The sequence below is a fragment of the Myxococcus sp. CA051A genome, assembly GCF_013336705.1.
GTDB classification, from domain to species: Bacteria; Myxococcota; Myxococcia; order Myxococcales; family Myxococcaceae; genus Myxococcus; species Myxococcus llanfairpwllgwyngyllgogerychwyrndrobwllllantysiliogogogochensis.
Map to the genome: position 1 here is coordinate 804,097 of NZ_JABUMS010000001.1, position 25,319 is coordinate 829,415.

Below are 25,319 nucleotides of genomic sequence, written 5' to 3' on the forward strand. Positions count from 1 at the left end.
TTCCTCCAAAGCTAGGTGACGGAGTTCCGCGGCAACGTGGGGACCCTGAGCGCGGAGGCCAGGGCCCGTGACTTGGAGCGAGAGGCGCACGTCTCCGATGCGTCGAGCGTGCCGCGCAGTGCCCAGTACTTGAGAAGCTCGGCCAGGACCTGGCTCTCCTCCTCGGGAGAGATGACGCCATCGGCCCTGGCCTGTCCGATGACGGCGAACACCAGTGAGGGTGACGCCTCCCGGATGCCCGAGCGTCGCTCGCGCCACGTCCGGTAGAGCGCGCCGAGCCGCGCCGGCTGCCGCTCTTGCGTCTTCAGGACCTCCGCCAGCGAGTGGCCGCGCAGGGAGGCGGGACGGTGCTCCATGAGGAACCGTGCGAAGCGCGGCAGGCTGGCCTCGAGCGCATCGAGCACCTGGCGGTACTGCCTGGACAGCCCCCTCACGGGATAGAACTCCTCCCACAGGTGGGAGAGCCGCGCCCACTGCGGATGGGGGAACAGGTGCGCTCCCAGCGCGCAGCTCAGCTTCACGCGAATCCATGGGACGGGGTGTGGGTCGTCCACGTCGAGCCGGAACACGAACGGCCTGGGCAGGCTCACCACCCCCATCAGCCCCATCGTGGACGTGACGCCCAGGCGAGCCACCGACCAGGCGTCGGCGACGACCTCCGACATCCACCGCTCCCACAGGCTCCAGGCCAGCGCGTCGCCGGAGCCTTCCCGCGCGATGTCCTGGAGGGCCCCGCGCAATGACGCCACCAGGTCCAGCAGCGCGGCGCCCTGGTGGCCCACCTCGTGGAAGAGCGAGGAGGCGAGGCTGCTGCCAATCATCCGTTCGCGAGGGATGCGGATGATGGCGGCCGGGTTCGGTCCGCCGCCGGGCAGCCGTGTGCGGGCGCGCCGGATGGCGGCTCCCGGGCCTCGGGCGAGGTAGCAGATGACGGGGGGAACTTCGTAGTAGCCGGGCAGCGCCAGCGCGTCCCGGGAGAGCACGTCCAGCCCCGCCAGCCAGACGCCGTTCTCCGCCTCGCTGCGCTGGCTCAACGCCTCGCTGAAGATGTCGAAGTGCGACAGCACCACGTTGAACCGCAGCCGCAGGAAGGTGAAGCGCCGCTGTGCCTCGGCGGGGGTGGCCCTTCGACCTTCGGGGCCCTCCATCCAGGCGATGTATCGGTGAAGCTGGGTCCGCAGCTCACGGCGCCCCTGGATGAGGTAGCGCTCCACCGCGGCCTGCGCCTCCATCGAGAGCGTGGCGGCGGGAACCATCGTCTCCGACATGGCGAAGGACTTGATGCGCTCGAGCCGGGTGAGCAGCGCGCGGGCCTCCTGCGACAGCATCCAGGAGGCGAAGGAGCTGGCGGACATGATGGCTCAGGCCCCGTACAGGACGATGGTGTTGCCCTTGCGCACCCAGCGGCCGGTGGTGCCGGCGCTGCTCGCGGCGCGCGCCGGGACGAGGCCAGGGGCGAAGCGTTGCAGGGCCTGCTGGACGGCCGCGCCCGCCACCTGCTGGGGCGAGCCACCCGGCGCCGCGGAGAGCGCCGCCTTGGAGGCATCCGCGGCGAGCCGGACGAACTGCTTGGCCACCTCGAACTCGCTGTCCTCCTGGCTCAGCCCCTCCAGCTCCAGCCCGAAGGCCTGCCCGGCCCGCTGGGCCAGCTTGCCGCCCACGACGCCACCGATGCCCGGGGCCACCAGGTTGCCGAGCGCGCGGCCCACCATCGGCAGGCCCTGTCGGGCCGCGTGCTTGAGCAGACCTCCGAGCTTCTGGCCCAGCGGGCTGTCCACGGCCTTGCGAAGGGCGCTGCCCGCCCGCTTGATGAGGTTGCCGAGGAACTGCTCCAGCTCCTGGTCGTTGCTGACCTCCAACAACTCCGCGGCGAGCTCATTCAGCTCAGTCTCGTTGAAGACCTCGCCCCATGGACCCTCGGCATTGAACTCGAACTCGAACGACTCACCTTCCAGCTCCTGGTACGTACGATCCACGTCATGCATGGGTCTGGTCCTCGTGTGATGGGCCCGGCTGTGTGGCCACCGGTTGAGCGGGACCTAGCAGCGGCTGTGCCAACCCATTCGAGGGCCGCGCTCCTCGGAGCGAGTGGTGACGCGAGCGAAGCGCGCTTCGGCGGCGGGAAGTGGACGAGGAATCTGGCGAAGCGTGCTTCGGTGCGCCCGCTGGCGGTCGCTATCCCGCACGGTGCGCCCGCCGCTGACTCGATTCGTCTTGCCTCGCGGCCCTGTCGCTCAGAGCGCGGCGAAGACATCGCCGAGCGTGGCGAGCATCGATTCCGAGCTCCTCACGCGGAACGTCGACTCGGTGACGCGCGCCGCCTCGATGCGGTCGACGCGGAGCATGCGCACCGCGCCTCGCAGGTGGTCCCAGACGAGGAGGAACCAGGCGGGCCAACTGAGCAGCAGGTAGTGCGGCTCCACGACGCGCACCGTGCTCGCGTCGTTCGAGCGGTAGGTCAGCTCCAGCGCGCGTTGCTCGAAGAACGACTCATGGATGGGACGGAGCACCGCGAGGCTGGGGGCCTTCCACGTCGCGGCGACGTTCCGCGAGCTGGGGCCGACCAGAATCCTCCGGCGCAGCCCGCTCACCCGGGTGCGCTCCTCCGGTGGAAACGAGGCGGAGAGCTTCTGCCGCAAGCCCTTGAGCGTGGAGAGCAGCAGGGGTGAGCCCAGTTGCTCCGCGAGCGCCAGCGCGAGCATGAGGTCGAGGACCTCCCGGGTGTCGAGCTGAACGCGCCCCAGCCCCGTTCGTGGCGGCACGCGTACGCCGCCGCCTCGCCCCGCGTCGGACTCGATGGGGACACCCCGGGCCGCGAGCCGGGACAGGTCTCTGCGGATGGTCCGCACGCAGACGCCCAATTCCTCCGCCAGTTCTGGTGCGGTCCACGATGGGCGTGAGGCGAGGAGGCCGAGGACGCGGTCCAGGCGGTCGATGACGGGTTCGCGTTTCAAACGTGACTCATTCTGTCACCTTTAGAGGGGATGGTCACTGTGTCGCGAACGAACGCGGCCCCGGACACGAGAGACCCATGACCTTCATGCGCGGAATGAGCACCATCAACCTCTGGGCGGACGACCTCCGGGCGGCGACCCGCTGGTACTCGGAGTTGCTGGGCGTGGAGCCCTACTTCAGCAGCGAGGCCGCCGGGCGCGGCCCCGGTTACGTCGAGTACCGCATCGGCGACTATCAGCACGAGCTGGGCATCATCGACCGACGGTTCGCGCCCCCGGGAATCGCCACGAGCCGGGGTGGGGCGGTCGTCTACTGGCACGTCGATGACGTCGCTGGAGCGCTCTCACGACTGCTCGCGCAGGGGGCCGAGCTCCTCGAGGGCGTCACCGAGCGGGGCCCAGGCTTCGTCACGGCGTCGGTCATCGACCCCTTCGGCAACGTGCTGGGTGTCATGTTCAATCGGCACTACCTGGACGTCCTCGGAGCCCGCGATGCCGCGCGCTGAGCGGGGTGTCGTCGCCGAGGCCCCGGTGAGGGCGTTTCGCGGCGTGGCGGAGTTCGAGGCGTGGCTGGAGGAGAACGGCGGCGCGCCCGAGGGGGTCTGGTTGAAGCTGGCCAAGAAGGGGACGGGCATCACCTCGCTGACGGACGACGAGGCGGTCGACGTGGGGCTCTGCTTCGGCTGGATATCGGGCCTGAGGAAGTCCCTCGATGACCGCTTCTATCTCCAGAAGTACGTGCCGCGCCGGCCGCGCAGCCGTTGGTCCCGCGTGAATGTGCGGAAGGTGGAGGCGTTGCTCGCCGAGGGCCGGATGCGACCGGCGGGGCTCGCCGAAGTCGAAGCCGCCCAGGCCGATGGGCGCTGGGCCGCTGCCTACGAGTCGCAGCGGAACGCCACCGTCCCCAGCGACCTGACGGCCGCGTTGTCCGCGAACCCCCAGGCCGCGCGAGCCTTCGAGGCGCTCGGGAAGACCCGGCGGTATGCCCTCATCCTGGAGATCGTGACGACGCGCACGGAGACGGGCCGCACGAAGCAGGTGCGGCGCATCGTCGACTCGCTCGGTTCCGAAGACCCTTGAGTCGTCTACACGCCCCCCGGGAGTTGCCGCACCCCCGGGAGGTCCATGTCCGCGATGAAGAGCCGGTGGCGCTTCCCCTCCCGACCCGCCTCCATGCCGTCAGCCAACGTGGCGATTATCTGCCCAGGGAGAAGCTCCCTCCCCAGGCGCCGTAGGAGAGCGTGGTGATGCCGTTGCGAGTGGTGCCGGTGTAACTGCTCTGTCCCGGTTGGATGGTGACGACCACCGTGCCTCCCGTGGCGGGAATCACTCCCGCATGCACCCCGGCCGCGCAGGCATCCGAGTCATCGGTATAGAGGTCCGTGCCCCACACGACTCCTCCACTCACGGCCGGGCAACCGCACCGGATCTGCGTCCCGTTCTGCCCACGGTAGGACGTGAAGTTGTAGCTGGAGCAGCTCTGCGCCGGTGGAAGCTGGAAAGAGAAGCTCCCACCCCAGGCGCCATAGGAGAGCGTGGTGATGCCGTTGCGAGTGGTGCCCGTGTAGCTGCTCTGTCCCGGTTGGATGACGACGACCACCGTGCCTCCGGTGGAGGGAATCGCGCCCGCATGCACCGCGGCCGCGCAGGCATTCGAGTCGTCGGTATAGAGGTCCGTGCCCCACACGACGCCCCCGCTCACGGCAGGGCAGCTGCATCGAATCTGCGTCCCGTTCTGCCCACGGTAGGACATGAAGTTGTAGCTGGAGCAGCTCGGGACCGTGCCTCCGTAGAGGGCGTCCAGCGCGGTGTTGTCGGAGCTGGTCCACTCGCCAGTCTCGGTGGAACGGAAGCAGGAGTTCATGACGGAGCCGCCGACGACGGCCGTGGTCGGAGTCCCGGGGATGTGGATGGCGCCCACGCCCGCGTCTCCCTCGTCCCCGCCAGCGCCGCAGCTGATGCTGCGATTGTAGTAGTCCGAGTGGCGGAAGCCGACCGCGTGGCCCAGTTCGTGGGTGATGACGTGCTCGTTCACGTCGGCGCTGTAGTCGTTCAGGCCGGTGCCGATGTTGATGATGCCGTAGGGCAGCCCGCCCGAGGGGAAGCCGGCGGAGCCTCCGGTCCCAGACGTGGTCTGCGCGGTGATGTTCGCGGTGCAGCCGGTGGCCGGACCGCGCGCGAAAGTGATTCGCAGACCCCGTTCATTGTAGTTGGCGATGGCCAGGTCGAGCCCCTGGCTCAGCATGGGGTAGCTGTCGAAGGTGGCGGTGGAGTTGACGCAAATCCTGGTCACGCTCGAACCGACGAGGTTGGTCGTGCGGTACTGCTCCGCGCTCTCCAGGGGGACCTGAAGCATCTCCCGGGACGCCTCGAGCGTCACATGCGCGTCACGGCCCACATACACGGCGTCGTCGGCGACCAGGATGTCGTCGGCCGGAAAGCCGGCCTCCAGCAGGTTGGAGATGATCTCCTCGTTCTCTGCCTGCGGGTCCGGGCCGCAGCCGACCAGCAACGCGCCACAGCTCACCACGAGGACTGCCGCTTTCTTGAACATGGGGGCTCGTTTCGCGGACAGCGGGGGATGCGCCGTCCGCCTGACAGGCCAGGCGACACGGCCCACCAAGCATTTCCCTGTTCAAGGCCGGCAATGTCGTAAAAGCCTGACTAACTGTTGATGTCTGGATGGATCGCGAGGCGAATGCCTCTCCGCCCTGACGCGGGTCATCCGGACTCGGAGCGCGGAACGTCGGACTCGGGGCTGTCCCTGTCTATCGCAGCCAGAGGCGCATGGATGCGATGGTGAAGCCCAACGAGGCCTGGACGCTCCATCCGCGCGAAGTAGGATTCGCGCATGCTCAAGGTCTACGGCTTCGCCCGAGTGAACAAGATGGCCCGCGGCAAGACCCGCGACCTGCGCGTGCTGTGGGCGCTGGAGGAGATGGGGCTGCCATACGAGGTCGTGGGGATGGATCATCCGAGGCACGACCTCGATGCGCCCGCGTATCGCGCGCTCAATCCGTTCGGACAGATTCCGGTCATCGACGACGACGGCGTGGTCGTCACCGAGTCGGGCGCAATCCTGCTCTACCTCGCGCGCAAGAGCGGCAAGCTGATGCCGCGCGACCTCGCCGGCGAAGCGCAGGTGCTGCGCTGGTGCGTCGCGGCGTTGAACACGATTGAAGTCCCGCTCCTGACCGCGTGGTTCGTCGACTTGAACGGCGGTAAGGGCACCCAGGGAAGCAATGCGCTTCACCAGTGGGGGGCCATGCGCCTGAAGCAGCTCGACGGCTGGCTCGAGGGCAGGGAGTTCGTCGCGACCGACGAGTTCACCGTCGCGGACCTCTTGATGACGCATGTGCTGGGCGCCGGCATCGACGAGAGTGTCGTCAAGGACCATCCCAATGTGCTCGCCTTCCAGCGGCGCTGCATCGCGCGCCCGGCCTGGAAGAAGGCGTTCGACGCCTACTGCGACCGCGTCGAAGCGGGCTGAGAGCGGGCAAGCCAGGGCCCCACGCGTGCCCCCACGGGCAGGTACGCCGGATTCAGGTCGCCCAACGCCATGTCGGTTCTCGCGAGGAGGCGCGGTTCATCCCGCGTGAAGAGAGCCTGGCTCGACAGCTCGGCTCCCGAGGCCTGGGGGCGTTCACGCCTTCACGCGGGTGAACTCCATCACCCAGTTGGTCTCCCAGCTCTGGCCTTCGTCGGGAGAGAAGGCCTGCTCCCAGCGAGCGGTGTCCTGGCCCAGTCGGGTCCAGGTGAAGCGCACACGGATGGCGCGGCCCTCGAACGTGTCGTTCGTCTCGAACACGCCCACGTCACCCGAGAAGCAGCCCAGCACGGGTGGGTCGATGGTGTGGTTCCGGTTGTCCACCCAGGTGATGGACCACTGCTTCGCAGCGGGGTTGTAGACCCGGAGCGCCAGGCCCACGAAGCCGGGCCAGAACTCGCTGCGATAGGTCTCCTGATTGCCGAGTCCGCCAGGAAGGGGATGCTCCTCGGCGGTGGCCTCGAACGCGAACCACTCCGTGCATCCCTTCAACCGCTCCTTGATCCGACGGTTGTGCACCCGCCAGGTCCCCATGAGGAAGTCGAAGTCTCCCGCCCCGTCGTTCTGTCCCTGTGTCCGCACGCGCGCCGCTCCGTTCAGGATATCGAGGCCCCACCTCGGGGCCACTGAACGCGCACGGTAGAGAGCATATAGGGCGAACCCCGCCCTGATTCGGACAGGCCCTGACTTACTCCTTCCGGGACGTCTTGCGCCGCGTGAGCCGCGCCTCGAGCCCGGCGAGCATGGCCTCGAGCCCGAACTCGAATTCCTTCTCGATGTCGTGTCGGGCGAGGACGGCCACGAGCTCATGGACGCGGGGGAAGTCCTGCTTGCTGAGCTGCTCGTAGGCGGGCCGGGACTCCTCCTCGGGCCGGGTCGGCGAGTAGCCCGCGACAGTGTGGCCGACGACGAAGGCCACCATCACCTGCAAGGTGCAGAGGGCCTCATCGGCACTGAAGCCCGCCTTCCGGAGCAGTTCGAGCGCCGCTTCGACGTGGATGATGGACGCAGGCGTGACGGCGGGGCGCGTCGCGAAGAGCGGCAGCGTGTGCGGATGGGCGCGGAGCACGAGCCTCAAGGCCCGCGCGTTGTCTCGAAGGGCGACTTGCCAGGTCGCCGCCTTCGTCGCCGCGGGCATCTCGGCGAGGACGATTTCGAACAGGCCGTCGAGGATGGCCGCCTTGTTGGCGACGTGGTTGTAGAGGGACATCGCCTCCACGCCCAGCTCCTGCCCGACACGCCGCATGGAGATCGCCTCGAGCCCTTCGCTATCAACGACGCCCAGTGCCGCCCGCAGGATGCGCTCTCTCGAAAGGGGTTCGCGTTTGGTGGACTGTCTCATGGCTTCCTTGACAGACTTACGCCATAAGCTTACGTTGTAAGTCAATCATGTGGATTCGAGAGCGAGCGGTCGAGGAAGCCACTCCGTTACCCCACGGCGCCACGCAGTCGGATGAGGTTCGCCTGCGCCAGTGGGTTGAACATCTCGCGGTTCCCCGGCACCTCTTCGCGAACGCCCGGAACAATGCCTGGGTGCGTGACGAGCTCGGGGCGGCCTTCGAGCGCTACGGCCTGTCGGTGCGAATCCAGGGTCGATATCGGAACGTCGTGGCGCTGCCTCGACACGCGAAGGGCAGGCCGGTGACGTTCGTGGCGGCCCACTACGACAGCGTTCCGGATTGCCCCGGTGCCGATGACAATGCGAGCGGCCTGGCGGTGATGCTGGAGTGTGCGCGGGTCCTCGCGCAATCCGACGCGGGCCCGCACGTGGGCTTCATCGGGTTCAACGCGGAGGAGGATGGACTGTTGGGCAGCCGTGACTTCGTCGCCCATGGACTGCCGGCGCTTCCCTGCCAGCTAGGTATGGCGCACGTGCTCGAGATGGTCGGCTTTCGCAAACGCTCAGGCCCGGTCCAGGCGCTGCCGTTTCCGTGGGTCCCCCAGAGTCTCAGGGCGCCCGACTTCCTCGGGCTCGTGGGGAAGGGCCGCTCCAACGCCATCATGGACCGCGCCATCAACTCGACCGAGTCGCCAGGGCTGCGGTTGATGACGGCGAAGACGTGGGGACCGCTCCACGTCCTGCTGCCCGACCTGATGCGCAGTGACCATTTCCCGTTCTGGACCGCCGGGAAGCCCGCTGTGCTCTGGACCGATACCGGGAACTTTCGCAACCCGCACTACCACTGCTCGACGGATACGCCGGACACCCTCGACTACGGGTTCATGCGAGAGGTGTTCGTGCTGCTCAACGCGGTGGTCTCCAAGGGGGCCGTCTGACCTTCGCGCCGCGCGCAAGCAAACCCTTGCGCGCGGGCGTCTCCCTTGGGACTTGCTCCGTCAGGGCTTCCCGGCGGCCTCGGCGGGGCAGCCGGCCGTCGCGGTGACGCGCTGGATGCGTCCGAGCGCGGGAGCCGCCAGCGGCTTGCCCCGGGTCTTCCAGTGCTCCACGAGCGCGTCGCGCAGCGTCAGCGCCTGACGCTCACCCAGGTCGATGCTCCCGGGCGCCAGCGTCTTGAGCACGTCCTCCAGCCCCCCACCGCCGCGCGCCAGGAAGTCCGGCATGGCCACGCGGAATCGCTTGTTGGCCGGGAGCGCCTTCCCGTTCGGCAGGGTGACGGAGGTGAGCCGCGAGGCCCCGTTGCACAGCTCCACCCGCACCTTCAGCCCCGACACCTGGAGGACGCCCTTGCGCCCAAAGCCGGCCTCCAGCAGCTTGCGCAGCTCCGCCGCCGAGACGGTGATGACGGCGAGGGTGTTGTCGAAGGGAAGCACCTCGTAGAACGCGCCGTAGGTGAGCTCGCCCGCCGGCAGGTCCGCGCGCAGTCCACCGCTGTTGATTACCGCCACGTCCGTCGCGGAGACCTCGCGCAGCGCGTCCGCCAGCACGTTGCCGAGCGTGCTCTCCGCGTCATAGTTGCGCGTGAGCGCGGTGGGAACACGCACGCCCAGCGAGCGCTTCTGCTCCTGCTCCACGCGGGCGAACGCCGCGGTGAGCTGTGACTCCATCGCCGCGTCGGCCACCACCGGGCGCCCCCGGAAGGTGGCGGGGACCAGCTCCAGGCTCTTCGCCGCCTTCAGCTTCCGCTCGTCACACGTGCCCAGCGTCGCGTCCATGCGCGCGCACACGGGGATGGAGCCCTGAAGCACGGTCTGCTCGGGGAGCACCTTGCGCGTCACCGGGTCCACGAAGAGCTCCACGAGCCCGAACGCGCGGCCCCGGCCCGACGTCTCGATGACCGGCGTGCCGCGAATGAAGTGGCCCACGGGCTGGTGCGTGTGCCCGGCCACCACCGCGTCCAACGTCCCCTCGGGCAGGTTCTCCAGCAGCTCCACAATCTCGCTGTCTCCGCGGTCGCACGAGGAGGCGTCGCGAGGGTCGTCCTGGCGCTTGCACACCGCCCCCGCGTGCGCCACCGCCACCACTACTTCGGCCCCCCGCGCGCGCAGGGCCTGGGCCGCGGCGAGCGCTGACTGAGCCAGGGGCGCGAAGCGCAGGCTCGCCACATTCACGGGGTTGGTCACCTGCGGCGTGTGGGGCGTGGCCAGGCCGAGGATGCCGATGCGCACCCCGCGCCGCTCCACCAGCCGCATGCCCTCGTTGCCGAGCCAGGTGGGAATCGCGCCCGTCTGGCTGTCGGTGACGTTGACCCCGAGCACCGGGAAGCGCGCCTGGGCGATTCGCGCCTTGAGCGCGCCGAACGGGTCATCCCCGTCGAGCGCCACCGAGCGGGGCCCCACGGGCCCGTAGTCGAACTCGTGGTTGCCGAGCGCCGAGGCGTCATACGCGAGCGTGTTCATCGCGCTGATGACCACCTCGCCCTCGGTGAGGTTGGAGGCGAGGGTGCCCTGGAAGAGGTCGCCTCCGTCCAGCAGCAGCACGCCGTCCGGATTCTCCGCCCGAAGGATGGACACGTAGCCCGCGAGCGTCGCCAGGCCGCCCTGTTCCACCCCGGTGCCATCCGGCAGCGTGGCGCGGGAGGGCATCACCCAGCCGTGCAAGTCGTTGGTCCCCACCACGGTGATGCGCAGGGGGGCCGGCGCGGCTTTCACCTCGCTCGGGGGCGCGGGCGCCACCGGAGCGGCCTCCGGCACGGGCGGAGTGGACGAGGCGCAGGCGGCGAGGAGGGCGGACAGCAGCCCGAGGCGGAAGGGACGGATGGCGGAAGTCACACGCCCGTCTAGAACGGTGTCCCCGCCGGATTCAAGGGCCCTCGCTTCCGAAGCAGGACTTCCGGAAGCGAGGGCCCCAAGTGCGCGGGTGTGGCTAGTTGCGCACGCGCAGCAGCAGCTCGGCCTGCATCGGGCTGCGGCGGCTGGTCGCCGTGCCGAAGCGGTTGTTCGTGGGGCGGTACTGCTCCTGAACGAAGGTGACGTCGCTGTTGTTCAGGACGTTGAACATGATGAGCGTGAGCTCCATCTTGGTCTCCTGCGTCTTCACGATGCGGTTCAGGTCGTAGCGGGCCTGGACATCGAACATGAACTGGCTCGGCTGGCGCAGCTCGGAGATGGCCGCCGGGTCATTGAAGTCCGGCAGGCCGGTGTTGGTGTTGTAGGAGTGGCCGGTCCCGCGCTCCGAACGAGACACGCGCTGCCGGTCGACCGTGCCCTCGGTGAACATCCACATGGGCGCGCCGGTGCGGTAGTTGAACCGCACGCCGAAATCGAGACCGAACCGCGTGGTGTACCCGATGGCGCCCTTGATGGTGTGGCGGATGTCCTCGGGGGACGGACCCTCGAAGAAGCGCTTGAAGCGCGGGTTCACCCCGTAGCCGTCGAAGTAGTCGCCCACCGTGCCGTTGCTGTAGGCGAGGGTGTAGCTGGCGAGCAGATCCCACGGGCCCGTCTTGCCCTGCGCCCACAGGTCCATGCCCTTGTAGTCGCGCCAGGCGTCATCCGGGTTGTGGATCTTCACGATGGTGTGGTTCACGCCGTCCACGTAGTCCACCACGCGCGTGCCGGACGGATCCCAGACGCGGTTCATCTCCTCGTCCACCCACATGTTGGCGTACTTGCGGTAGGTGAGGTCGACGCCGATGACGGAGCCCTCGGTGATGGCGTGGTGCAGGCCGAGCGCGAGCTCGTCCACGTGCGGCGGCGTGTGGCTCGTCTTGTCGAAGTAGCGGCCAGAAGCGCCACCGGACACGCTGCACTGGGGGTTGCCGACGGTGTCCGGCGCACAGTCCGCGAAGGCGCCACCGGCGAAGGTGGACCGCACCGTGGTCAGCTCCGGGTTGGCGTGCTGCGCGATGAAGACGTCGCCCACTTCGTTGGAGCGGCCGTAGTGCACCTTGACCAGCGTGCTGCGGTTGCCGAACAAGTCGTAGGTGGCCGACAGACGCGGGCCCACGCCCACCAGGTTGGTGATGAACTGGTTGTCGTCGCCATACAGGCGGCCCACGTCCGCGCGGAGGCCCGCGACCAGCGTGAGGTAGCGGTTGACGTTCCAGCGGTCCTGGAGGAAGGCGCTGGAGATGAGGGTGCCCGCCTCGGTGGTCAGCGGGGCCTGCGCGCCGTCGGTGTTGTAGAAGTCCAGGCGCTCGTTGCAGAACTGGAAGGTCGACGGGTCCTCGGGGTTGCACTCGCCGTTGCGGTCATTGAAGCGCTGGTTGCCAATCACCTGCGTGGTCTTGTCGCCGCTCAGGTAGCTGAACTGCAGACCCGCCTTCATCTGGTGGTTCTTGAGCTTGAAGAGCAGCGTCGGGTCGAACTGGTAGCGCATGCGCTTCTCAGTGACCAGGTTGCCCACTTCGTTGCGCAGCGCGCCGGCGTTCCGGTACGTGACGCTGTTGTAGGTGTGGGAAATCTCCTGCGAGTCCTCGTCGATGGGGCCCTGCCAGATGTCCTTGAAGGTGGTGCCCGTCTGGAGCTGGAAGAGGACGTTGTCGGAGATGCTGCGGTCGTAGTTGACGATGGCGAAGAAGCCGCCGCGGTCGATCTGCGTCTCCGCCTCCGGGGCGGCGAACGTCGAGGCGACCTGGTTGGTGATGGTGTTGTTGTCGTAGTTGAACGCCAGGGACAGGCGGTCCTTCGGCGTGGGCTGCCAGGTGAGCTTCAGGCGGGCCAGGCGCGTCTGCGTGTCCGTCGTGCGGCTCTCCTCACCCAGCGGCGTGTCGCGCTGGGAGAAGTTCCACTGGCCGGAGACGTAGAACCACAGCTTGTCCTTGATGATGGGGCCGCCCACGCCCACCAGGGGGCTGTAGAAGGCCGTCTCGGACAGCGGCACCTCGTTCTGCGTGTAGTTGGCCACGTTGGGGTTCTGGTTGGCCGCGCCCCGGTACTTCGCGTTGGCCCACGCCGGCGAGAGAATCATCGTCACGTCGTAGGTGAACTTGTTGGAGCCGCTCTTGCTGACGACGTTCTGGATGAGGCCCAGCGAGTTGTACTGGGCGTCCAGACCGCCGGTCATGACCTCGAAGTTCTCCACCGCGTAGAAGCTCATCGGCGAGCTGATGCTGCCGTCCACCACGTCGGACGTGTCCATGCCGTCGATGAAGAACTTGCCGTAGCGCGACAGGCCGGCGCGCAGGCTGGGCGCGTTGCCGTTGCCCACGCCCGCCACCAGCTGGGGCATGGCCTGCACCTGCGTGAAGACGGGCGAGGTGGCCGCCTTCTCCGCGTTCATCACCGCGCCCATCTGCGCGGAGTCCGGGTTGATGATGGGGTTGACCTTCTCGACGATTTCGTAGGTGGCCACCGCCGTCTGCTCGGTGAACACCTCCAGCTTCACGTCCACCTGCGAGGCCTGGCCGAGCAGGACGGTGATGCCCGTCTTCTTGATGGGGGCGAAGCCCGGGACGTTGACCTCCAGGGTGTAGTTCTCGCCCGGGGGCAGGGTGTCGAACTCGAAGCGGCCGTCCTCGCCGCTGGTGCGCGACTGGGGCTGCAGCAGCGCCGGGCCCGTCACGGTGAGGGGCACCTCGGCGAGCGGGGCGCCCGTCGGGTCATAGACGTAGCCGGCCATGCGGCCGTAGTTCTGGCCCGCGGCGAGGGCGGGCACGGGGAGGGCCGCGACGAGCGCGAGCAGCAGCGCGAGCGCGCCGCCGCCCCGGAAGAAAGGCGTCTTCATGGAAGGGCTCTGGGAAGAAAGGGTGGCGCTCACAGGGTGCTCCCCACGACGAAGAGCACGCCGGCGTACCGGGTGACGGTGGAGAGGTTGAGCTCGGTCTCCGCGCAGGTGTCGACGCACAGACCGGTGTAGCTGGAGGCAGGCTTCGCCGCGGTCGCGGTGAAGGTGCGCAGGCGCACCACCGGCGACCAGCCTTCCTCGCCGGGGAGGGCCGAGAACAGGTACACGGGCGTCTCCGTGGTGGGCGCGCCCGTCGGCGGGCTCACCAGGACGCCGTCCATCACCCGCACGTTGCCGGTCTCATCCACCTGCACGGGACCGCCGTCCAGGTAGGCCAGCTGCAGGCCGCGGTACCAGCCGCCCTGGGCGGTGAACTCGGAGCCCGTGCGCAGGGGGTTGAGCTGCGCGGACACGTCGATGATGGCGCGCAGGGCGAGCGTCGTCTCTTCCTCGGCGGCGCCACCGAAGGCACCCTTGGTGAGCGAGGCCACGTCCTTGATGGAGTTGCACTGCTCGGCGCCCGTGCCCGTCCAGCGCGCCACCTTCATCAGGGGCAGCACGGGGGGCGTGGTGTTGCCGGTGACGGTCAGCGGTAGCGCCGCGAAGAGGGGCCACTGCACCGTCTCCGGGTAGCTGTCGAGGCGGAAGTCAAAGTCCGCCTTGCCCGTCTTGCAGCCGTCCGCGAAGTCGTACGAGGTGGCGACCACCCTGCTCGCGGGCAGGAACGGACGTCCGGTCTCGTCCACGGGGACGCCCGAGTTGGTGAGCACGCCGCGGTCATCCTTGCGCTCGGTCGCGACCTGTCCCAGGTTGTAGAAGGGCACGTTGGTGCCCCTCACCCGGGCCGCCGCCGGCCGGTAGATGCCGCTGGTGGGCCTGAACTTGGAGTCGAGGTTCGTGGCGTCGATGACTCCTTGGTACTTGTCACCGACCTCCTCGTTCGACTCACCACACGCCACCGCACTCAGGGCTGCCGCGAGCCCGAGTACGCACTTCATTTTTGTCTGCACGGAAAAAACCTCTGGGGATGGGACGAGGTGGCGGCCCTCTAGCACGAGTCTCAGGTCCTCAGGTATCAGTTGAGTGGCGTCCTCGTGACAGACCCCCCGTTCTGCTGGCGCAGCACGATTACATCCCGAGGACTCTTCCCCAGCTTGTGGTATGCCCTGCCCCGGCATGTTCGCGCAGCAGACCGACCCTCCCTCGCGCATCCTCGGCTTTGCCGCCTTCTCGATTGCCGTGCACGTCGGCATCGTGGCGGTGCTGATGTTGCTGGTGAAGCCCATCGCCCTCGAGGCGGAGCAGCCCATCGAGGTGGTGCTCAACCTCGTCAAGGCCCCGCCTCCGCCGCCTCCGCCGCCCCCACCCGCGCCGAGCAGGACGACGCCCCGTCAGGTGGAGAAGAAGCCCCGGACGGAGCTCCGCACGCCCGTGGAGGTCAAACCCGTCCCCGTGGAGGCGCCCGTTGAGCCGGAGCCCGCGGAGCCGGAGCCCGAGGCGCCCCCCGAAGAGGGCGGTGTCGAGGGAGGTGTGGCCGGCGGGGTAGCGGGTGGGGTTGTTGGAGGAGTGGTGGGAGGCGTCGTGGGCGGGGTGGTGGGTGGAACGGGCCCCGCCGAGCCGGTGAAGCCCAAGAACGTGCCGCCCTTCGTCATCCAGCGTGACGTGGTGCGCCAGACGTCGCCGCGCCTGTCGGAGGTGTTCAAGCAGTCCCACCGCGGTCAGACGCTGCAGGGCATCTACAAGGTGTGCGTCTCCACCAGCGGCAGCGTGTACGAAGTGACGCCGGTGAAGTCCGTGCCTGGCGCGGACGAGGACATCATCCAGGGACTCAAGGCGGGCTGGGAGTACAAGCCCCAGAAGGTCCCGGTGTGCTTCCTCTACAACATCCCTATCACCATCCAGTAGGCGCGCTCCCGCCTCCAGCCCGCCGCGCGAAGCCTCGCGGCGCTGGAGGTGGTGTTCGGGGCGGCTTCAGCGCTTCAGCGCGTAGGCCGCGTCGTGAGCCGATGGACGTCGGTGCCGGTCCGCTCACCGTCCGGAGGGCCGTGACGGGGTGTTGGCCATGACGTGATGTGCACGGCACGCCGCCGTGACGGGTGCATGCGACGGTTCCTGCTCAGGTGATCGCCATGCAGACCGAATCGCACCCCTCGACTTCGCCTCTTTCGCCGGTGGACCCACTCCTCGGCCAGGTGCTCCACGAGCGCTTCCGGGTGCTGGCGCCGCTGGGGGCCGGGGGAATGGGCCGGGTGTATCGCGCCCTCCAGCTCCCGCTCGAACGGATGGTGGCGCTCAAGGTGCTGAGCCCCACGTTCCCCTCCGCGAACGACCCGGAGTTCCAGCGGCGCTTCTTCCTGGAGGCCAGCGTCACGGCGAAGCTTCGCCACCCGAACACCGTCACCCTCATCGACTACGGGAAGACGGATGACGGGACCTTCTACATCGCCATGGAGTACCTGGAGGGGCGCACGCTGGCGGAGCACCTCACCGCCGGGCCGCTGCCCTGGCCGCGCGCGGTGGACATCGCCCAGCAGGTGTGTCGGTCCCTGCGCGAGGCACACCGTCTGGGAGTGGTGCACCGCGACCTGAAGCCCGCCAATGTGATGCTGTTGGCGGAGGAGGGGAGCGCGGAGCGCGACCACGTGAAGGTGCTCGACTTCGGACTGGTGAAGCCCTTCGTCGTGGAGGGTGCCAGCCACCTGTCGGTGCCGGACATCACCCAGGTGGGAACCTTCCTGGGCTCGCCCACGTACATGGCCCCGGAGCAGGCGCGCAACCTGGCGGACGCGCGCAGCGACGTCTACGCGCTCGGGGTGGTGCTGTACCAGATGCTCATGGGGCGGCCGCCCTTCCTGATGCAGGACCCGCTGGAGCTCATCTTCGCGCACCACAAGGAGGTCCCACCGCGCTTCCAGGCGGTGCGCCCGGACGTGGCCATTCCCGCGCCCGTGGAGACCGTCGTGCGCCGCTGTCTGGAGAAACAGCCCGCGCACCGCTACGAGTCGATGGAGGCGCTCCTGGAGGCATTGCGCGGAGCGGCGGGTCCGGGCACGGCCATCTCGCTGGATACCGGCCCTGGAGAGGCGGTGACCGGGCCTGTCGGCATGTCCCTCGCGCCATCGATGCGGTCCACCACGAGCGGTGTCCAGGGCACCCTGGTCCTGGACATCAGCCTGGACGAGTCCTCCGTGCTCCGTCCGGACTCTCCGCGTCCGGACTTCCGCCGAAGGGCGCTCAGAATGGGAGCGGGCCTGGGCGTGTTGCTCGTCTGCGGAGCTGGCGCCTATCTGCTCGGGGCCCGCCGTCCGCGAGCGCCCGTGCAGTCGCCGCCGTTGGTCGCGGTGGCCTCGCCTTCCGAATCGGTACGGCAGGAGCCTCACTCCGTGGCGGCGCCAGTTGCGCCTCGGCCCGTGCGCTTCCACATCTCCAGTCAGCCGGAGGGGGCGCGTGTCTTCTGGAAGGGAGTGGAGCGGGGCACCACGCCGTTCGTGTTGGAGGTGCCACCCGACGCGGGCGGCATGGCCACCGCGGAGGTGACGTTCGTGCGGGAGGGGTATCGCTCGGACCGCGTGCTCGCGGGGGGCTCGGGTGAGGTGCTCTTGAGTCAGCGGCTGCAGCGTGAGCGCGGCGGACGCTCGTCGTCCCCGGGTACGTCCTCTGCCAGCGCGGAGGGCTCGGGGAGCTCCGAGTGGATGTCGGGAGCGTCCCTGAGCGCGCCCATGCCCCTGGATGTCCCCGGGGCCGCGAAGCCCATGGCGGAGCAGCCAGGCGCGGTGGCCGAAGGCACGCTCCAGGTTTCGGCTCCCACGGGGCCCATCCAACTGCCGGAGAACGCGAAGCCCCCCGTGGAACGTGCGGGCAACCTCCAGCCGGAGTTCCCCCAACATGCGCGTGCCGCGGGGCGCGAGGGACTGGTCGTCCTCAAGCTGGTCGTCACGGAGCGCGGCGAGGTGCGCGACGTCTCCGTGATGCGAGGTGAAGAGCCCTTCGTGTCCGCCGCGATGCGCGCGGTGAGCACCTGGCGCTACCAGCCCGCGTTGATCGAGGGTCGGCCTGTCGCCGTCTACCGCGTGGTGAAGGTGCCTTTCCGTCTGCGGCCCTGACGCCCGCGCGAAGGGGACCCGCGCGGGCCCCTCTCTCCACGGAGATGCTGGGAGGTGCCTTTTCGCCCCGCGTGCGCCCAGGCGAGTTGGCGCTTCATCTGGGCCACCTTGATGCAGCCTGACCGCATCTCCAGGCGGGGGACGCGGACACTATGCCGAGGCTCCTACCGCCTCGCTGTAGTAGGTTTCCCTGAATGGTACGTACTTCAGTGCTGATGCTTATCGGGTTCCTTGTCTTCGCCTCCACCGATGCCCCGGCCGCGCCTCCTGCCGCTGGCGCCGCGAAGTCCATCGAGGACGCCTCGAAGCGTTTGGAGAATGCGCGCTCGGCCCTGACGGCGGCCGTTCAGCGTATCGAGCAGGAGCCGCCGCGTGGCGCCGACCTCGACGCCGCCCTCGCGGCGGTGGAAGCGCTGAAAGAGGCGCTCAATGCGGGAGCGAGCTTCGAGACGGAAGACCTCGAATACGCCAAGAGCGTCCTGGCCGCGCGGAAGCAGCTCCGGACCGACCGCGAGTACGTCGATGAGCGGCGGGCGAAGGTCCACATCCACGATTACCGCCGGCGCATCGACAGCGCGCTCGCGCCCCTGAACGAGCGCATGTCGAAGCTCGGTCAGGGCGACCCGGGCTCCAAGGCGATGGACGAGGCGCGTGCCGCGGTGGACGCGCTCGAGAAGCTGACGGAGGAGGGCCGGCCCCTGAAGAGCCAGGACCCGAAGTTCTCCTCGTACCTCACCGACGTCGAAGCGACCGTCGCCCGTCACAGGAAGACGCTCGATGAGCGGTGGCTGCAACTGTCGGCTCAGAAACAGCGCGGCCTCCTGGATGCGAGCCGCAAGTCACTGGCGAGCGCGCTCGCCGACCTGGGAAAGGCCTGGTCGGACGAGAAGTTCACGGCCGCCGACAAGGCGACGGCCGCGCTGCAGAAGCAGCTCGAGGAGGGCAAGCCGCTCGAGGTGCAAGACAAGGCGTACCGCGCGGACGCGGACAAGGCACGCGCCGAGGTCACCCAGGCCCGGCGCCAGATGGATGAGTCCGTGGTGCAGGCGGGTGTCTCGCGGGTGAAGGTGGAGCTGGAGCCCGCCCATGAAGAGCTCCGCGCGTCCGCCAAGGCGCTCCGGGTGAAGCGGCCCACGCCCGAGCAGCTCGCCGAGGCCAAGACGGCGGCGTTCGTCGGCCGGAAGCTGGTGGACAAGTACGAGCCCCAGGCGGCGAGGAGTCAGGCCATCGGTCAGTACCTCGCCGAGGTGAAGAACACGCTCGTCGAGGTGGAGGTGGTGCTCCAGGTCCGCACCCTCGATGCGGCTCGCGCCGAAGTCATGCAGGCCCTGCGCAACATCGAGAAGCGGGCCGCGACCGCCGAGCAGTTCGAGGAGGCGAAGACGGCGCTGGTCGTCCTGGAGAAGACGCTGGAGACGGTCCACGTGAAGAACCCCGCCATCAGCCCAGCCGCCGCCGACGCGCGCCAGCTGCTCAGGGATGGGCGGGCGACGATGGAGCGGCGCCGGTACGAGGTCGACCTGCAGCAGCAGCGCGTGAAGGTCGACGAGGCGCGGAAGAACGCGGCGGCGCTGGTCATCCAGATTCAGAAGGAGACGCCGTCGCCGGCGCAGCTCCAGGAGGCGGAGAACGCGGTCAAGCAGATTGGCGCGGTGCTGGAGGTCGGTGCCCCGTTCGTCAAGAAGGACCGCGACTACGCGCTGTACGCGAAGGAGACCAAGGAGCGCATGGCGGACCTGGGCGAGCGCATCAACCGGCGGAAGATCGTCCTGGCCGCGGCGGATGCTCGCGTCCAGCTTGCTTCCCGGCTGACCACGACGAAGGAGAAGCTCGAAGCCGCGAAGGGCATCTCATCGACCGACGGCGACGTGGAGACCGCCTCGAAGAGCGTGGATGAGGTCATGCAGATGTTCGAGGCGAATGCGGCGTTGGAGCGGCAGGACGCGGGCTACGCGGCGTCCGCGGAGCGGGCTCGCGCCGAGTGGCTGAAGCTGGTCGAGGCCCTCGAGTTCGCGAAGCAGGCGCGGGCGCTGCGTCGGTTGACGGGTGAGGCCCTGGGCGTCGCCAGCAAGGCGTCGGAAGCGGCCGCGTCCTCCACGGACCTGCGCAAGAAGAAGGAGCTGTACGCGAGCGCGCTGGAGAAGCTCACGGCCTGCCAGGACGAGGGGGCCAGGATGGTGAAGGAGAACGCCAGCCTCGCCACGGTCGACGTGCTCGTGGGCGGCACGCCCACCCAGCCCCAGGAGGTGATGGCTCAGTGCGCCCAGAAGGCGGAGGCGCTGCAGGCGCCCCAGAAGAGGGCGGACGTGGAGCTTCGGTTCCAGGATGGCCAGAGGAAGGCCTACGACTCGGCGAAGTCGCTGCTCTCCAAGGGACGCAAGAGCGAGGCGCTCTCGCAGCTCAATGACTGCATCGCGGAGGGGCGAATCCTGGAGAACCGATACCCCGACTTCAAGGAGCAGAAGTTCGACATCGGCGGCGCCAGCATGAGCATGCTCGAGCTGATTCAGGTCTGCGCGAAGGAACGCAAAGCGCTGCAGCCCGCCCCCTGACGCGCCGGTGCATCAGGTGACAGACGTGTGAGGTCCTGGGGTGGCCGAGCCGCGCGTGCCTATGCTCCGCGCGGCTCACCTGGGAGGGCAGGGCGGCGGCGGCGAACAGGGGTGTGCCATTCCCCGTTCCACGAGGCCATCGCCAATGCTCCGTTCCCTCAAGTCGCTCCGATGGGTGTCTGTCTTTCTGCTGGCCGCCTGTGGTTCCTCCGACCTGCCCGCGGGTGAGGCGCCGCCCGCCATCGACACCGTGGAGCAGGGGGTGCTCTTCCCTCCGCCCACGCCGTCGAGTGGCAACGTCCTGGACAGCACCACGTTCCTGGGCAGCGTGGCGCTCCCCGGCGCGGTGCAGACGTCCTTCACCACGCCCCTCCAGTACTACTCCTTCGCCATCAACGTCGCGGCCGGCTCGAGCGCGAAGCTGGAGGTGACGCACCTGGGCAGCAGCATGTCCCTGGACACGGGGCTCTTCGTTTACGGCCCCAGGGATGCCAGCGGCAGCTACGGCACCACCGTGCGGGCCCAGGACGATGACGCGGGTTATGGCCAGCTCAGCAAGGTGGCCTCCGTCACCTTCGCCCAGGGCGGCGAGTATCTCGTCGTGGTCAGCAGCGGTGAGGGCGCGGGCAAGCGCTTCCGCCTCCAGCTCGACTGTCTCAGCGGCAACTGCGAGCCGGTGGACCCGTCCGTCTACGCCACGTGTGACCAGTCCCGGGTGGGTCCCCGCGTCGAGGACTGCATGGCCCACTGGGACGCGGAGGGCCTGCCCGTCAACGAGGCCTTCGCCCTGTGCTTCGGCGCGGATGACGCGCACGCGCTCTACGAGGGCGCATGTGCTCCGTCGGCCTCCTCCAAACCCGTCTGGTGCGCGGGCGGCGAGGCCACGTGGACGCAGCGGATGTGGCCGGTCTGCGTGTCCGACTACACGGTCGCCTATGGGCTGTATTCCGTGTCGCTGGGCTCACGGCCGGTGAGCACGGGCCTGCAGTCCAAGCTGTCGGCGGCCAACGCGGCCTGTGGCACCTCCTCCGCGTGCTACGGCGAACTGCGTGGCTACTCCTTCCCCTGGAGCCACTCGACTCCCGCGAGCCTGGACAAGGTCGCCGAGGCCGTTTCCCTGACGGAGCAGAGCAATGCGCTGTTCGGCGCGCGCCTGGCGAATACGACCTACGCGCAGTTCGCGCAGTCGCGGCTGCTCTCCAGGCTGTCTTCCCTGCATCCGGCCCTGGGCCAGGAGTACAGCAACGGCTCCGAGGCGGTGCAGGTGACGGGCTGGCACTACAGCCGGGAGATGTGGCCGGACGCCTGCATGATCTGGGAGCTGTATGTCATCTACTTCCCGGAGTCGCGCGGCGTCCTGGTGTTCGAGCAGGACTACGCCCGGGACTGCTGACGTCCGTGGTGACAGCCTTCGTCCGGGGTGGCCCTCGTCGCTGGAGGGTCCCCGGCCGAGGATTCTCTGTCGCCGTGGCCGCCGCGCGCGGGCCCGCGAGCGCCCTCATTTGACAATGTACGATTCGGATCGTACTTTGTCGTCGCCATCCTGATGTGGTGGGTGATTGCCTTTGATTCGCCATGGCGTCCCCGAAGGGGGGGCGGTCGGGGTGGTGTGTCGTATTGATGGAGTATCGCGGGCCTGCCGCCTTGCCTGGACTGTTCCGGGGAGGGATGGCAGCGCATTCCTCTCGATCTGGAGTGTCAGCCATGACGAAGTTGATGAGAATCCTGAGCATTGTCCCGATGGTCCTCGCGCTGGCCCTGTTGCCGGCGTGCGAGACGACTGTCTCGGGCTCGACGACCATGACGTACAATCCGAGCACTGGGAAGTTCGAGGGCACGGCGACAGTCACGGTGACCATCAAGAAGAAGTCCCTCAGGGCGGGCGCCGTTGCTGGAGGCGCCTCGGGCCTGGAGATGGCCCTCGTCGGCATTGACGGGGCGGCTCCGACGCTCACGAGTCCTTTCATGAACGTGGCGGTGCTCGGCTCGCGCGGCGAACAGCTGGGCGCGGACCCGTTCGAAGTGGTTCAGACCGAGGCGGGCACGTACGCGTTCAGGGATCCGGAAGCGGTGGATGCGTGGCTGGCTCAGCTCGGGGAAGCCGCGTCCGTTGTGATGGCTTTCGATATGAGCGGCGCCGGCAATCCCTTCCAGGCCACGGTGTACAGTGACGGCGTGAGCCTGGGCTCGGACATCATCGGCGAGTAGCGCGAGTCTTTCCGTTCTCGTGCCATGCGTGGGCCGTGCCGCTCTCTTGGGGGCACGGTCCACCGTGGGTCATTCGCATTCCACTGGAACGTCAGCGGCCGGGCTTGTTCGTCGGAGGAGGGCGGGGCTTCCGCGCGCAATCACTCGCAAGCATAGAGAGGGCCGGTGGCGACGTTGGAGACTTCCTGTGCGGCCGTCACCACGCGGTAGCGGAACCGGATGGAATAGCCCGGCGGGTTCCCAGACGTCGGCGTGACGCAAGACTCACTATACGTGGCGCTGCCATCTCCCCAGGGGGAGTTGAGGACCTCGCCGTCGAAGTACATCGTCCGCGACCACTGGCTCCGGTAAAGCGGGCTGCCACCCGTTGCGCCGCCAATGCACGTGATGTCAGTGGAGGTGCTCGAGCAGGAGATGGAGGCGGTGGGAGCGACCAGAGCGGCGTGACTGTCTTCGAGTGTGGGCAGTCCAGCCCCTTCCTGTTGGGGGGCGCCCTCACCACAGGCCATCAGCAGGCTCGTGGCCATCAGCGAAATGCTGCGCAAGGTGCTCTTCATGGGAGTGCCCTCGTAGAGTGGTGGGTGCATGCAACTCATAACATGCCGCGCTCCTTTCCGGGACGCGCCCAAGGTCTTCCCTGGCGGCCCCGCATGGGGCCCCCTTGCCATTGCAATCCAAGGCAACCTAGGTTCGAGGTCGCGGTTCTTCCCCTTGGAGGCATTCAATGAAAAGGCTGCTCTTGGGCGTTGTGCTTGCGGTTCCCGCGTTCGTGGGCCTCGGAACGTCCACCTATGCCCCGAAGGCCGAGGCGGCTCCAGCCCAGAGCTGTGAGTGGGATTACTTCTCGGATGACACCTATTCGGAGATGGTGGGCAACGAGACCCAGACATGCAGCGGGCGGCGGTACCTCTCGGGCGTCCGGACCTCGTACTCCCGGCTGGTGTACTGCTTCCCCTGTTGAGGGAGCGGGCCCCGCGGTGTCCCACGCGGCGGTTTCATCCCCCGTGAAGCGCGGCCCTGTTCTGGGAGGAAGAGGAGTGTGCCCTCCTCCTCCCAGGTCGTTTCCCGGGGTGTGCGGCGCTCAGCAGCCCACGCCGCCCTGGCAGTACGGGACGACACCCAGCTCGGCCTGCACGCCGCCCAGGGGCGAGAAGCCGAAGTTCCACGGGCTGGCGCCCGCGCCCCACATCAGGCCCGTCAGCGTCACCCCGTTGCCGTTGAGGAAGAACACGGGGGAGCCGCTGTCACCGCCAGCGCCGTTCTGCGTGGCGCTGGTCGCGATGTAGTTGCAGTAGAACGTGTGTGGCGTACCTCCCGAGTTCACCGTGGCGCACGCCCACTGGATGGTGCCGCTGGTGGTGCCCGTGGTGCGGCCCGTCTTGAACACCGTCTGTCCCTGGGAGGGGTACAGCACCTTCCCCGTCACTTCCGGCCAGGCGGAGATGTTCAGGTCGAACGCGCCCGGCGTCTGCACGACGTAGGTGGCGATGGCCGCTTCCCCGCGGAAGAAGGCGCTGTCGCTCGAGCGGCAGATGCGCCCCGCCGGGCAGCTTCCTCCGCTGGCGTAGCCGGGGTCCGTCGTCTCCGTCCCCACCAGCCACGGCGCCACCGCCTGGTACGCGGGCGTTGACTCCACCCCGCCCTGGACCTGGGTGCAGTGCGAGTTGCTCACGAAGCCCAGCGTTCCGCCCTGGAGCGCGGGGAAGCCGAGCGTGCAGTACTTGCCCGGCGTCTCTATCTGCAGTCCGCCCCCCACCGGTGTCCATCCGCTCTGCACGTTGGTGGGGTTGATGGGCCCCCACTCGACGATGTCCACCGCGTCCCGAGCCACCGCCAGGCGCGCGATGGCCCGCTCGACGATGGCCCGCGCCTCGGCCTTCTCGACGCCAATGGCCACCCGGTTCGACTTCTCGTCCACGTCCGTGAAGACGGTGCCCGGCAGCGCGAGGACGTCCGGTGTGAGTCGCTCCTGCAGGGCCTTGAGCTGGGAGAACGTCCGCGTGGCGGGCTGTGTGACGACGCCCGCCTGGGGAATCCTCTCCGCGCCGAACACGGAGGCGATGGCCCGGCGCGCGGCCGGCGCCGCGGTGGCATTCACCAGGCGCACCACGAGCCGCCCCTTCTCATCGTGATACATGCCGCCGAAGCCCGGCACCTCGCGCTCCACCTCAAGCAGCGCTTCATCCAGCGTCCGGGGACGCGCGGCTCCACTGGCGGGCTCCGCGAGCACTCCCACGGGGCCTTGCGCGGGCCCTCCGGCCCACACTGCTTCACTCCAGCCTCCCAGACACAGCGAGGCACTCCCCACCACGACACGAAGAATCGCTTGCTGGCGCATGACGTTCGCCCCCCATGACATCGAGTGATTCCCGGCCAGTCACGGCGGACACATGCCGGGCCCTGCGGACTGGCACTCCATCACTTCATGCGGAGGACTTGAAGTCGTATTGCGGCTTTTTCTTGAATTTCCTGGCGAAGTCGTCAGGTCGTCATCCCAATCCAGGCGCGTGCATCCGGCAGATGCGTGGAGAGACCGAACGCTCGCGTGAAGGTCATCGTGATGCGAGACAGGTCACCGAAGGTGGACTCCAAGCAGGACATCCTCGGTGAGCGAGTTCGCACCCTGGGATTCCACGAGACGCCGCTCCGGGCGGTCATCGCGGACAACCTGCCCTGAGTCGTGGGCTGACCTCGCGCACCGGGTGTTAGCGTGCCGGCATGCCCACGCGCCTTCACCTCTCGCGGCTCGGCCTTGTGACTGCAATGAGCGTGGGCTGTGGCTCTCAGGAATATGCCCGCCCTCCTGGCGGCGACGCCGTCGGACACATCACGGTTGTCCGTCCCGCTGAGCGCTTGACCCTCGCTCCCGGCGTGCCGGTGTCCATCGAG

At 68.5% G+C, this 25,319-nt stretch carries 22 protein-coding genes; 11 read left to right on the forward strand and 11 right to left on the reverse strand.

Going from position 1 to position 25,319, the window contains the following annotated elements; genetic code table 11:
* Positions 1-11: 11 nt before the first annotated feature.
* The 3 genes from HUA74_RS03225 to HUA74_RS03235 form a co-directional block, all read right to left on the reverse strand.
* A complete protein-coding gene (locus tag HUA74_RS03225) occupies positions 12-1,355 on the reverse strand; it encodes a hypothetical protein (RefSeq protein ID WP_174453370.1) in 1,344 nt (447 codons plus the stop codon).
* Positions 1,356-1,361: 6 nt separating this feature from the next.
* Entirely contained in the window at positions 1,362-1,985 is a 624-nt protein-coding gene (locus tag HUA74_RS03230; RefSeq protein WP_174453371.1) for a hypothetical protein, read from the reverse strand.
* Positions 1,986-2,234: 249 nt separating this feature from the next.
* Positions 2,235-2,954: a YafY family protein gene (locus HUA74_RS03235; RefSeq protein WP_174453372.1), complete on the reverse strand. Its 720-nt coding sequence runs from the start codon at positions 2,952-2,954 to the stop codon at positions 2,235-2,237.
* A gap of 77 nt (positions 2,955-3,031) precedes the next feature.
* Between HUA74_RS03235 and HUA74_RS03240 the strand changes: the two genes are divergently transcribed.
* Positions 3,032-3,460: a VOC family protein gene (locus HUA74_RS03240; RefSeq protein WP_141642729.1), complete on the forward strand. Its 429-nt coding sequence runs from the start codon at positions 3,032-3,034 to the stop codon at positions 3,458-3,460.
* Positions 3,447-4,034 (forward strand): YdeI family protein, encoded by a 588-nt coding sequence (locus HUA74_RS03245; RefSeq protein WP_174453373.1) that lies wholly within the window; start codon positions 3,447-3,449, stop codon positions 4,032-4,034. Before HUA74_RS03240 ends, HUA74_RS03245 begins: the two co-directional genes overlap by 14 nt.
* A 115-nt stretch (positions 4,035-4,149) precedes the next feature.
* Here the strand turns inward: HUA74_RS03245 and HUA74_RS46565 are convergent, their stop codons facing one another.
* On the reverse strand, positions 4,150-5,508 hold the full coding sequence (locus HUA74_RS46565; protein WP_174453374.1) for a M57 family metalloprotease: 1,359 nt from the start codon (positions 5,506-5,508) through the stop codon (positions 4,150-4,152).
* Between the two features lie 297 nt (positions 5,509-5,805).
* On the opposite strand from HUA74_RS46565, the gene HUA74_RS03255 reads away from it, so the two are divergent.
* Positions 5,806-6,444 (forward strand): glutathione S-transferase family protein, encoded by a 639-nt coding sequence (locus tag HUA74_RS03255; protein ID WP_174453375.1) that lies wholly within the window; start codon positions 5,806-5,808, stop codon positions 6,442-6,444.
* A gap of 153 nt (positions 6,445-6,597) precedes the next feature.
* On the opposite strand, the gene HUA74_RS03260 is transcribed toward HUA74_RS03255, so the two are convergent.
* Both HUA74_RS03260 and HUA74_RS03265 read right to left on the reverse strand, forming a co-directional pair.
* A complete protein-coding gene (locus HUA74_RS03260) occupies positions 6,598-7,083 on the reverse strand; it encodes a hypothetical protein (RefSeq protein ID WP_371817185.1) in 486 nt (161 codons plus the stop codon).
* Between the two features lie 106 nt (positions 7,084-7,189).
* A complete protein-coding gene (locus HUA74_RS03265; protein ID WP_174464784.1) occupies positions 7,190-7,843 on the reverse strand; it encodes a TetR/AcrR family transcriptional regulator C-terminal domain-containing protein in 654 nt (217 codons plus the stop codon).
* Positions 7,844-8,034: 191 nt separating this feature from the next.
* Here HUA74_RS03265 and HUA74_RS03270 point away from each other — a divergent pair, with 191 nt between their 5' ends.
* Positions 8,035-8,778, forward strand: coding sequence for a M28 family peptidase (locus HUA74_RS03270; RefSeq protein WP_174453377.1), 744 nt, complete (start codon positions 8,035-8,037; stop codon positions 8,776-8,778).
* A gap of 60 nt (positions 8,779-8,838) precedes the next feature.
* Here HUA74_RS03270 and HUA74_RS03275 read toward each other — a convergent pair whose 3' ends face one another.
* The 3 genes from HUA74_RS03275 to HUA74_RS03285 all read right to left on the reverse strand — a co-directional run bounded on the left by HUA74_RS03275 (position 8,839) and on the right by HUA74_RS03285 (position 14,565).
* A complete protein-coding gene (locus HUA74_RS03275; RefSeq protein ID WP_174453378.1) occupies positions 8,839-10,671 on the reverse strand; it encodes a 5'-nucleotidase C-terminal domain-containing protein in 1,833 nt (610 codons plus the stop codon).
* Between the two features lie 94 nt (positions 10,672-10,765).
* A complete protein-coding gene (locus HUA74_RS03280; protein WP_174453379.1) occupies positions 10,766-13,567 on the reverse strand; it encodes a TonB-dependent receptor in 2,802 nt (933 codons plus the stop codon).
* Between the two features lie 29 nt (positions 13,568-13,596).
* Complete coding sequence (locus HUA74_RS03285) at positions 13,597-14,565, reverse strand: hypothetical protein (protein WP_174453380.1); 969 nt, start codon at positions 14,563-14,565, stop codon at positions 13,597-13,599.
* A 178-nt stretch (positions 14,566-14,743) separates the two neighbouring features.
* Between HUA74_RS03285 and HUA74_RS03290 the strand changes: the two genes are divergently transcribed.
* The 5 genes from HUA74_RS03290 (at position 14,744) to HUA74_RS03310 (ending at position 22,430) form a co-directional block, all read left to right on the forward strand.
* Positions 14,744-15,472 (forward strand): PaxA, encoded by a 729-nt coding sequence (locus HUA74_RS03290; protein ID WP_174453381.1) that lies wholly within the window; start codon positions 14,744-14,746, stop codon positions 15,470-15,472.
* Between the two features lie 224 nt (positions 15,473-15,696).
* The gene (locus HUA74_RS03295; RefSeq protein WP_174453382.1) at positions 15,697-17,670 is read left to right on the forward strand and encodes a TonB family protein; all 1,974 of its coding nucleotides are present in this window, start codon (positions 15,697-15,699) and stop codon (positions 17,668-17,670) included.
* A gap of 194 nt (positions 17,671-17,864) precedes the next feature.
* Complete coding sequence (locus HUA74_RS03300) at positions 17,865-20,222, forward strand: hypothetical protein (protein ID WP_174453383.1); 2,358 nt, start codon at positions 17,865-17,867, stop codon at positions 20,220-20,222.
* A gap of 145 nt (positions 20,223-20,367) precedes the next feature.
* On the forward strand, positions 20,368-21,615 hold the full coding sequence (locus HUA74_RS03305) for a hypothetical protein (RefSeq protein ID WP_174453384.1): 1,248 nt from the start codon (positions 20,368-20,370) through the stop codon (positions 21,613-21,615).
* A gap of 311 nt (positions 21,616-21,926) precedes the next feature.
* Positions 21,927-22,430, forward strand: a complete 504-nt coding sequence (locus HUA74_RS03310; protein ID WP_174453385.1) for a hypothetical protein — start codon at positions 21,927-21,929, stop codon at positions 22,428-22,430.
* Between the two features lie 140 nt (positions 22,431-22,570).
* Here HUA74_RS03310 and HUA74_RS03315 read toward each other — a convergent pair whose 3' ends face one another.
* Positions 22,571-22,987: a hypothetical protein gene (locus HUA74_RS03315; RefSeq protein ID WP_174453386.1), complete on the reverse strand. Its 417-nt coding sequence runs from the start codon at positions 22,985-22,987 to the stop codon at positions 22,571-22,573.
* A 167-nt stretch (positions 22,988-23,154) separates the two neighbouring features.
* Between HUA74_RS03315 and HUA74_RS03320 the strand changes: the two genes are divergently transcribed.
* Complete coding sequence (locus HUA74_RS03320) at positions 23,155-23,391, forward strand: DUF6289 family protein (protein WP_174453387.1); 237 nt, start codon at positions 23,155-23,157, stop codon at positions 23,389-23,391.
* A 120-nt stretch (positions 23,392-23,511) separates the two neighbouring features.
* Here the strand turns inward: HUA74_RS03320 and HUA74_RS03325 are convergent, their stop codons facing one another.
* A complete protein-coding gene (locus HUA74_RS03325; RefSeq protein WP_174453388.1) occupies positions 23,512-24,768 on the reverse strand; it encodes a hypothetical protein in 1,257 nt (418 codons plus the stop codon).
* A gap of 207 nt (positions 24,769-24,975) precedes the next feature.
* Here HUA74_RS03325 and HUA74_RS46335 point away from each other — a divergent pair, with 207 nt between their 5' ends.
* Complete coding sequence (locus tag HUA74_RS46335) at positions 24,976-25,107, forward strand: hypothetical protein (protein WP_256433092.1); 132 nt, start codon at positions 24,976-24,978, stop codon at positions 25,105-25,107.
* The last annotated feature ends 212 nt before the right edge of the window (positions 25,108-25,319 follow it).

Coding starts and splice junctions, on each gene's coding strand:
- HUA74_RS03255 (WP_174453375.1), top strand. CDS start 5,806: ATGCTCAAGGTCTACGGCTTCGCCCGAGTGAACAAGATGGCCCGCGGC.
- HUA74_RS46565 (WP_174453374.1), bottom strand. CDS start 5,508: ATGTTCAAGAAAGCGGCAGTCCTCGTGGTGAGCTGTGGCGCGTTGCTG.
- HUA74_RS03295 (WP_174453382.1), top strand. CDS start 15,697: ATGCAGACCGAATCGCACCCCTCGACTTCGCCTCTTTCGCCGGTGGAC.
- HUA74_RS03305 (WP_174453384.1), top strand. CDS start 20,368: ATGCTCCGTTCCCTCAAGTCGCTCCGATGGGTGTCTGTCTTTCTGCTG.
- HUA74_RS03310 (WP_174453385.1), top strand. CDS start 21,927: ATGACGAAGTTGATGAGAATCCTGAGCATTGTCCCGATGGTCCTCGCG.
- HUA74_RS03290 (WP_174453381.1), top strand. CDS start 14,744: ATGTTCGCGCAGCAGACCGACCCTCCCTCGCGCATCCTCGGCTTTGCC.
- HUA74_RS03230 (WP_174453371.1), bottom strand. CDS start 1,985: ATGCATGACGTGGATCGTACGTACCAGGAGCTGGAAGGTGAGTCGTTC.
- HUA74_RS03325 (WP_174453388.1), bottom strand. CDS start 24,768: ATGCGCCAGCAAGCGATTCTTCGTGTCGTGGTGGGGAGTGCCTCGCTG.
- HUA74_RS03280 (WP_174453379.1), bottom strand. CDS start 13,567: ATGAAGACGCCTTTCTTCCGGGGCGGCGGCGCGCTCGCGCTGCTGCTC.
- HUA74_RS03245 (WP_174453373.1), top strand. CDS start 3,447: ATGCCGCGCGCTGAGCGGGGTGTCGTCGCCGAGGCCCCGGTGAGGGCG.
- HUA74_RS03320 (WP_174453387.1), top strand. CDS start 23,155: ATGAAAAGGCTGCTCTTGGGCGTTGTGCTTGCGGTTCCCGCGTTCGTG.
- HUA74_RS03300 (WP_174453383.1), top strand. CDS start 17,865: ATGGTACGTACTTCAGTGCTGATGCTTATCGGGTTCCTTGTCTTCGCC.
- HUA74_RS03285 (WP_174453380.1), bottom strand. CDS start 14,565: ATGAAGTGCGTACTCGGGCTCGCGGCAGCCCTGAGTGCGGTGGCGTGT.
- HUA74_RS03225 (WP_174453370.1), bottom strand. CDS start 1,355: ATGTCCGCCAGCTCCTTCGCCTCCTGGATGCTGTCGCAGGAGGCCCGC.
- HUA74_RS03265 (WP_174464784.1), bottom strand. CDS start 7,843: ATGAGACAGTCCACCAAACGCGAACCCCTTTCGAGAGAGCGCATCCTG.
- HUA74_RS03240 (WP_141642729.1), top strand. CDS start 3,032: ATGACCTTCATGCGCGGAATGAGCACCATCAACCTCTGGGCGGACGAC.
- HUA74_RS03315 (WP_174453386.1), bottom strand. CDS start 22,987: ATGAAGAGCACCTTGCGCAGCATTTCGCTGATGGCCACGAGCCTGCTG.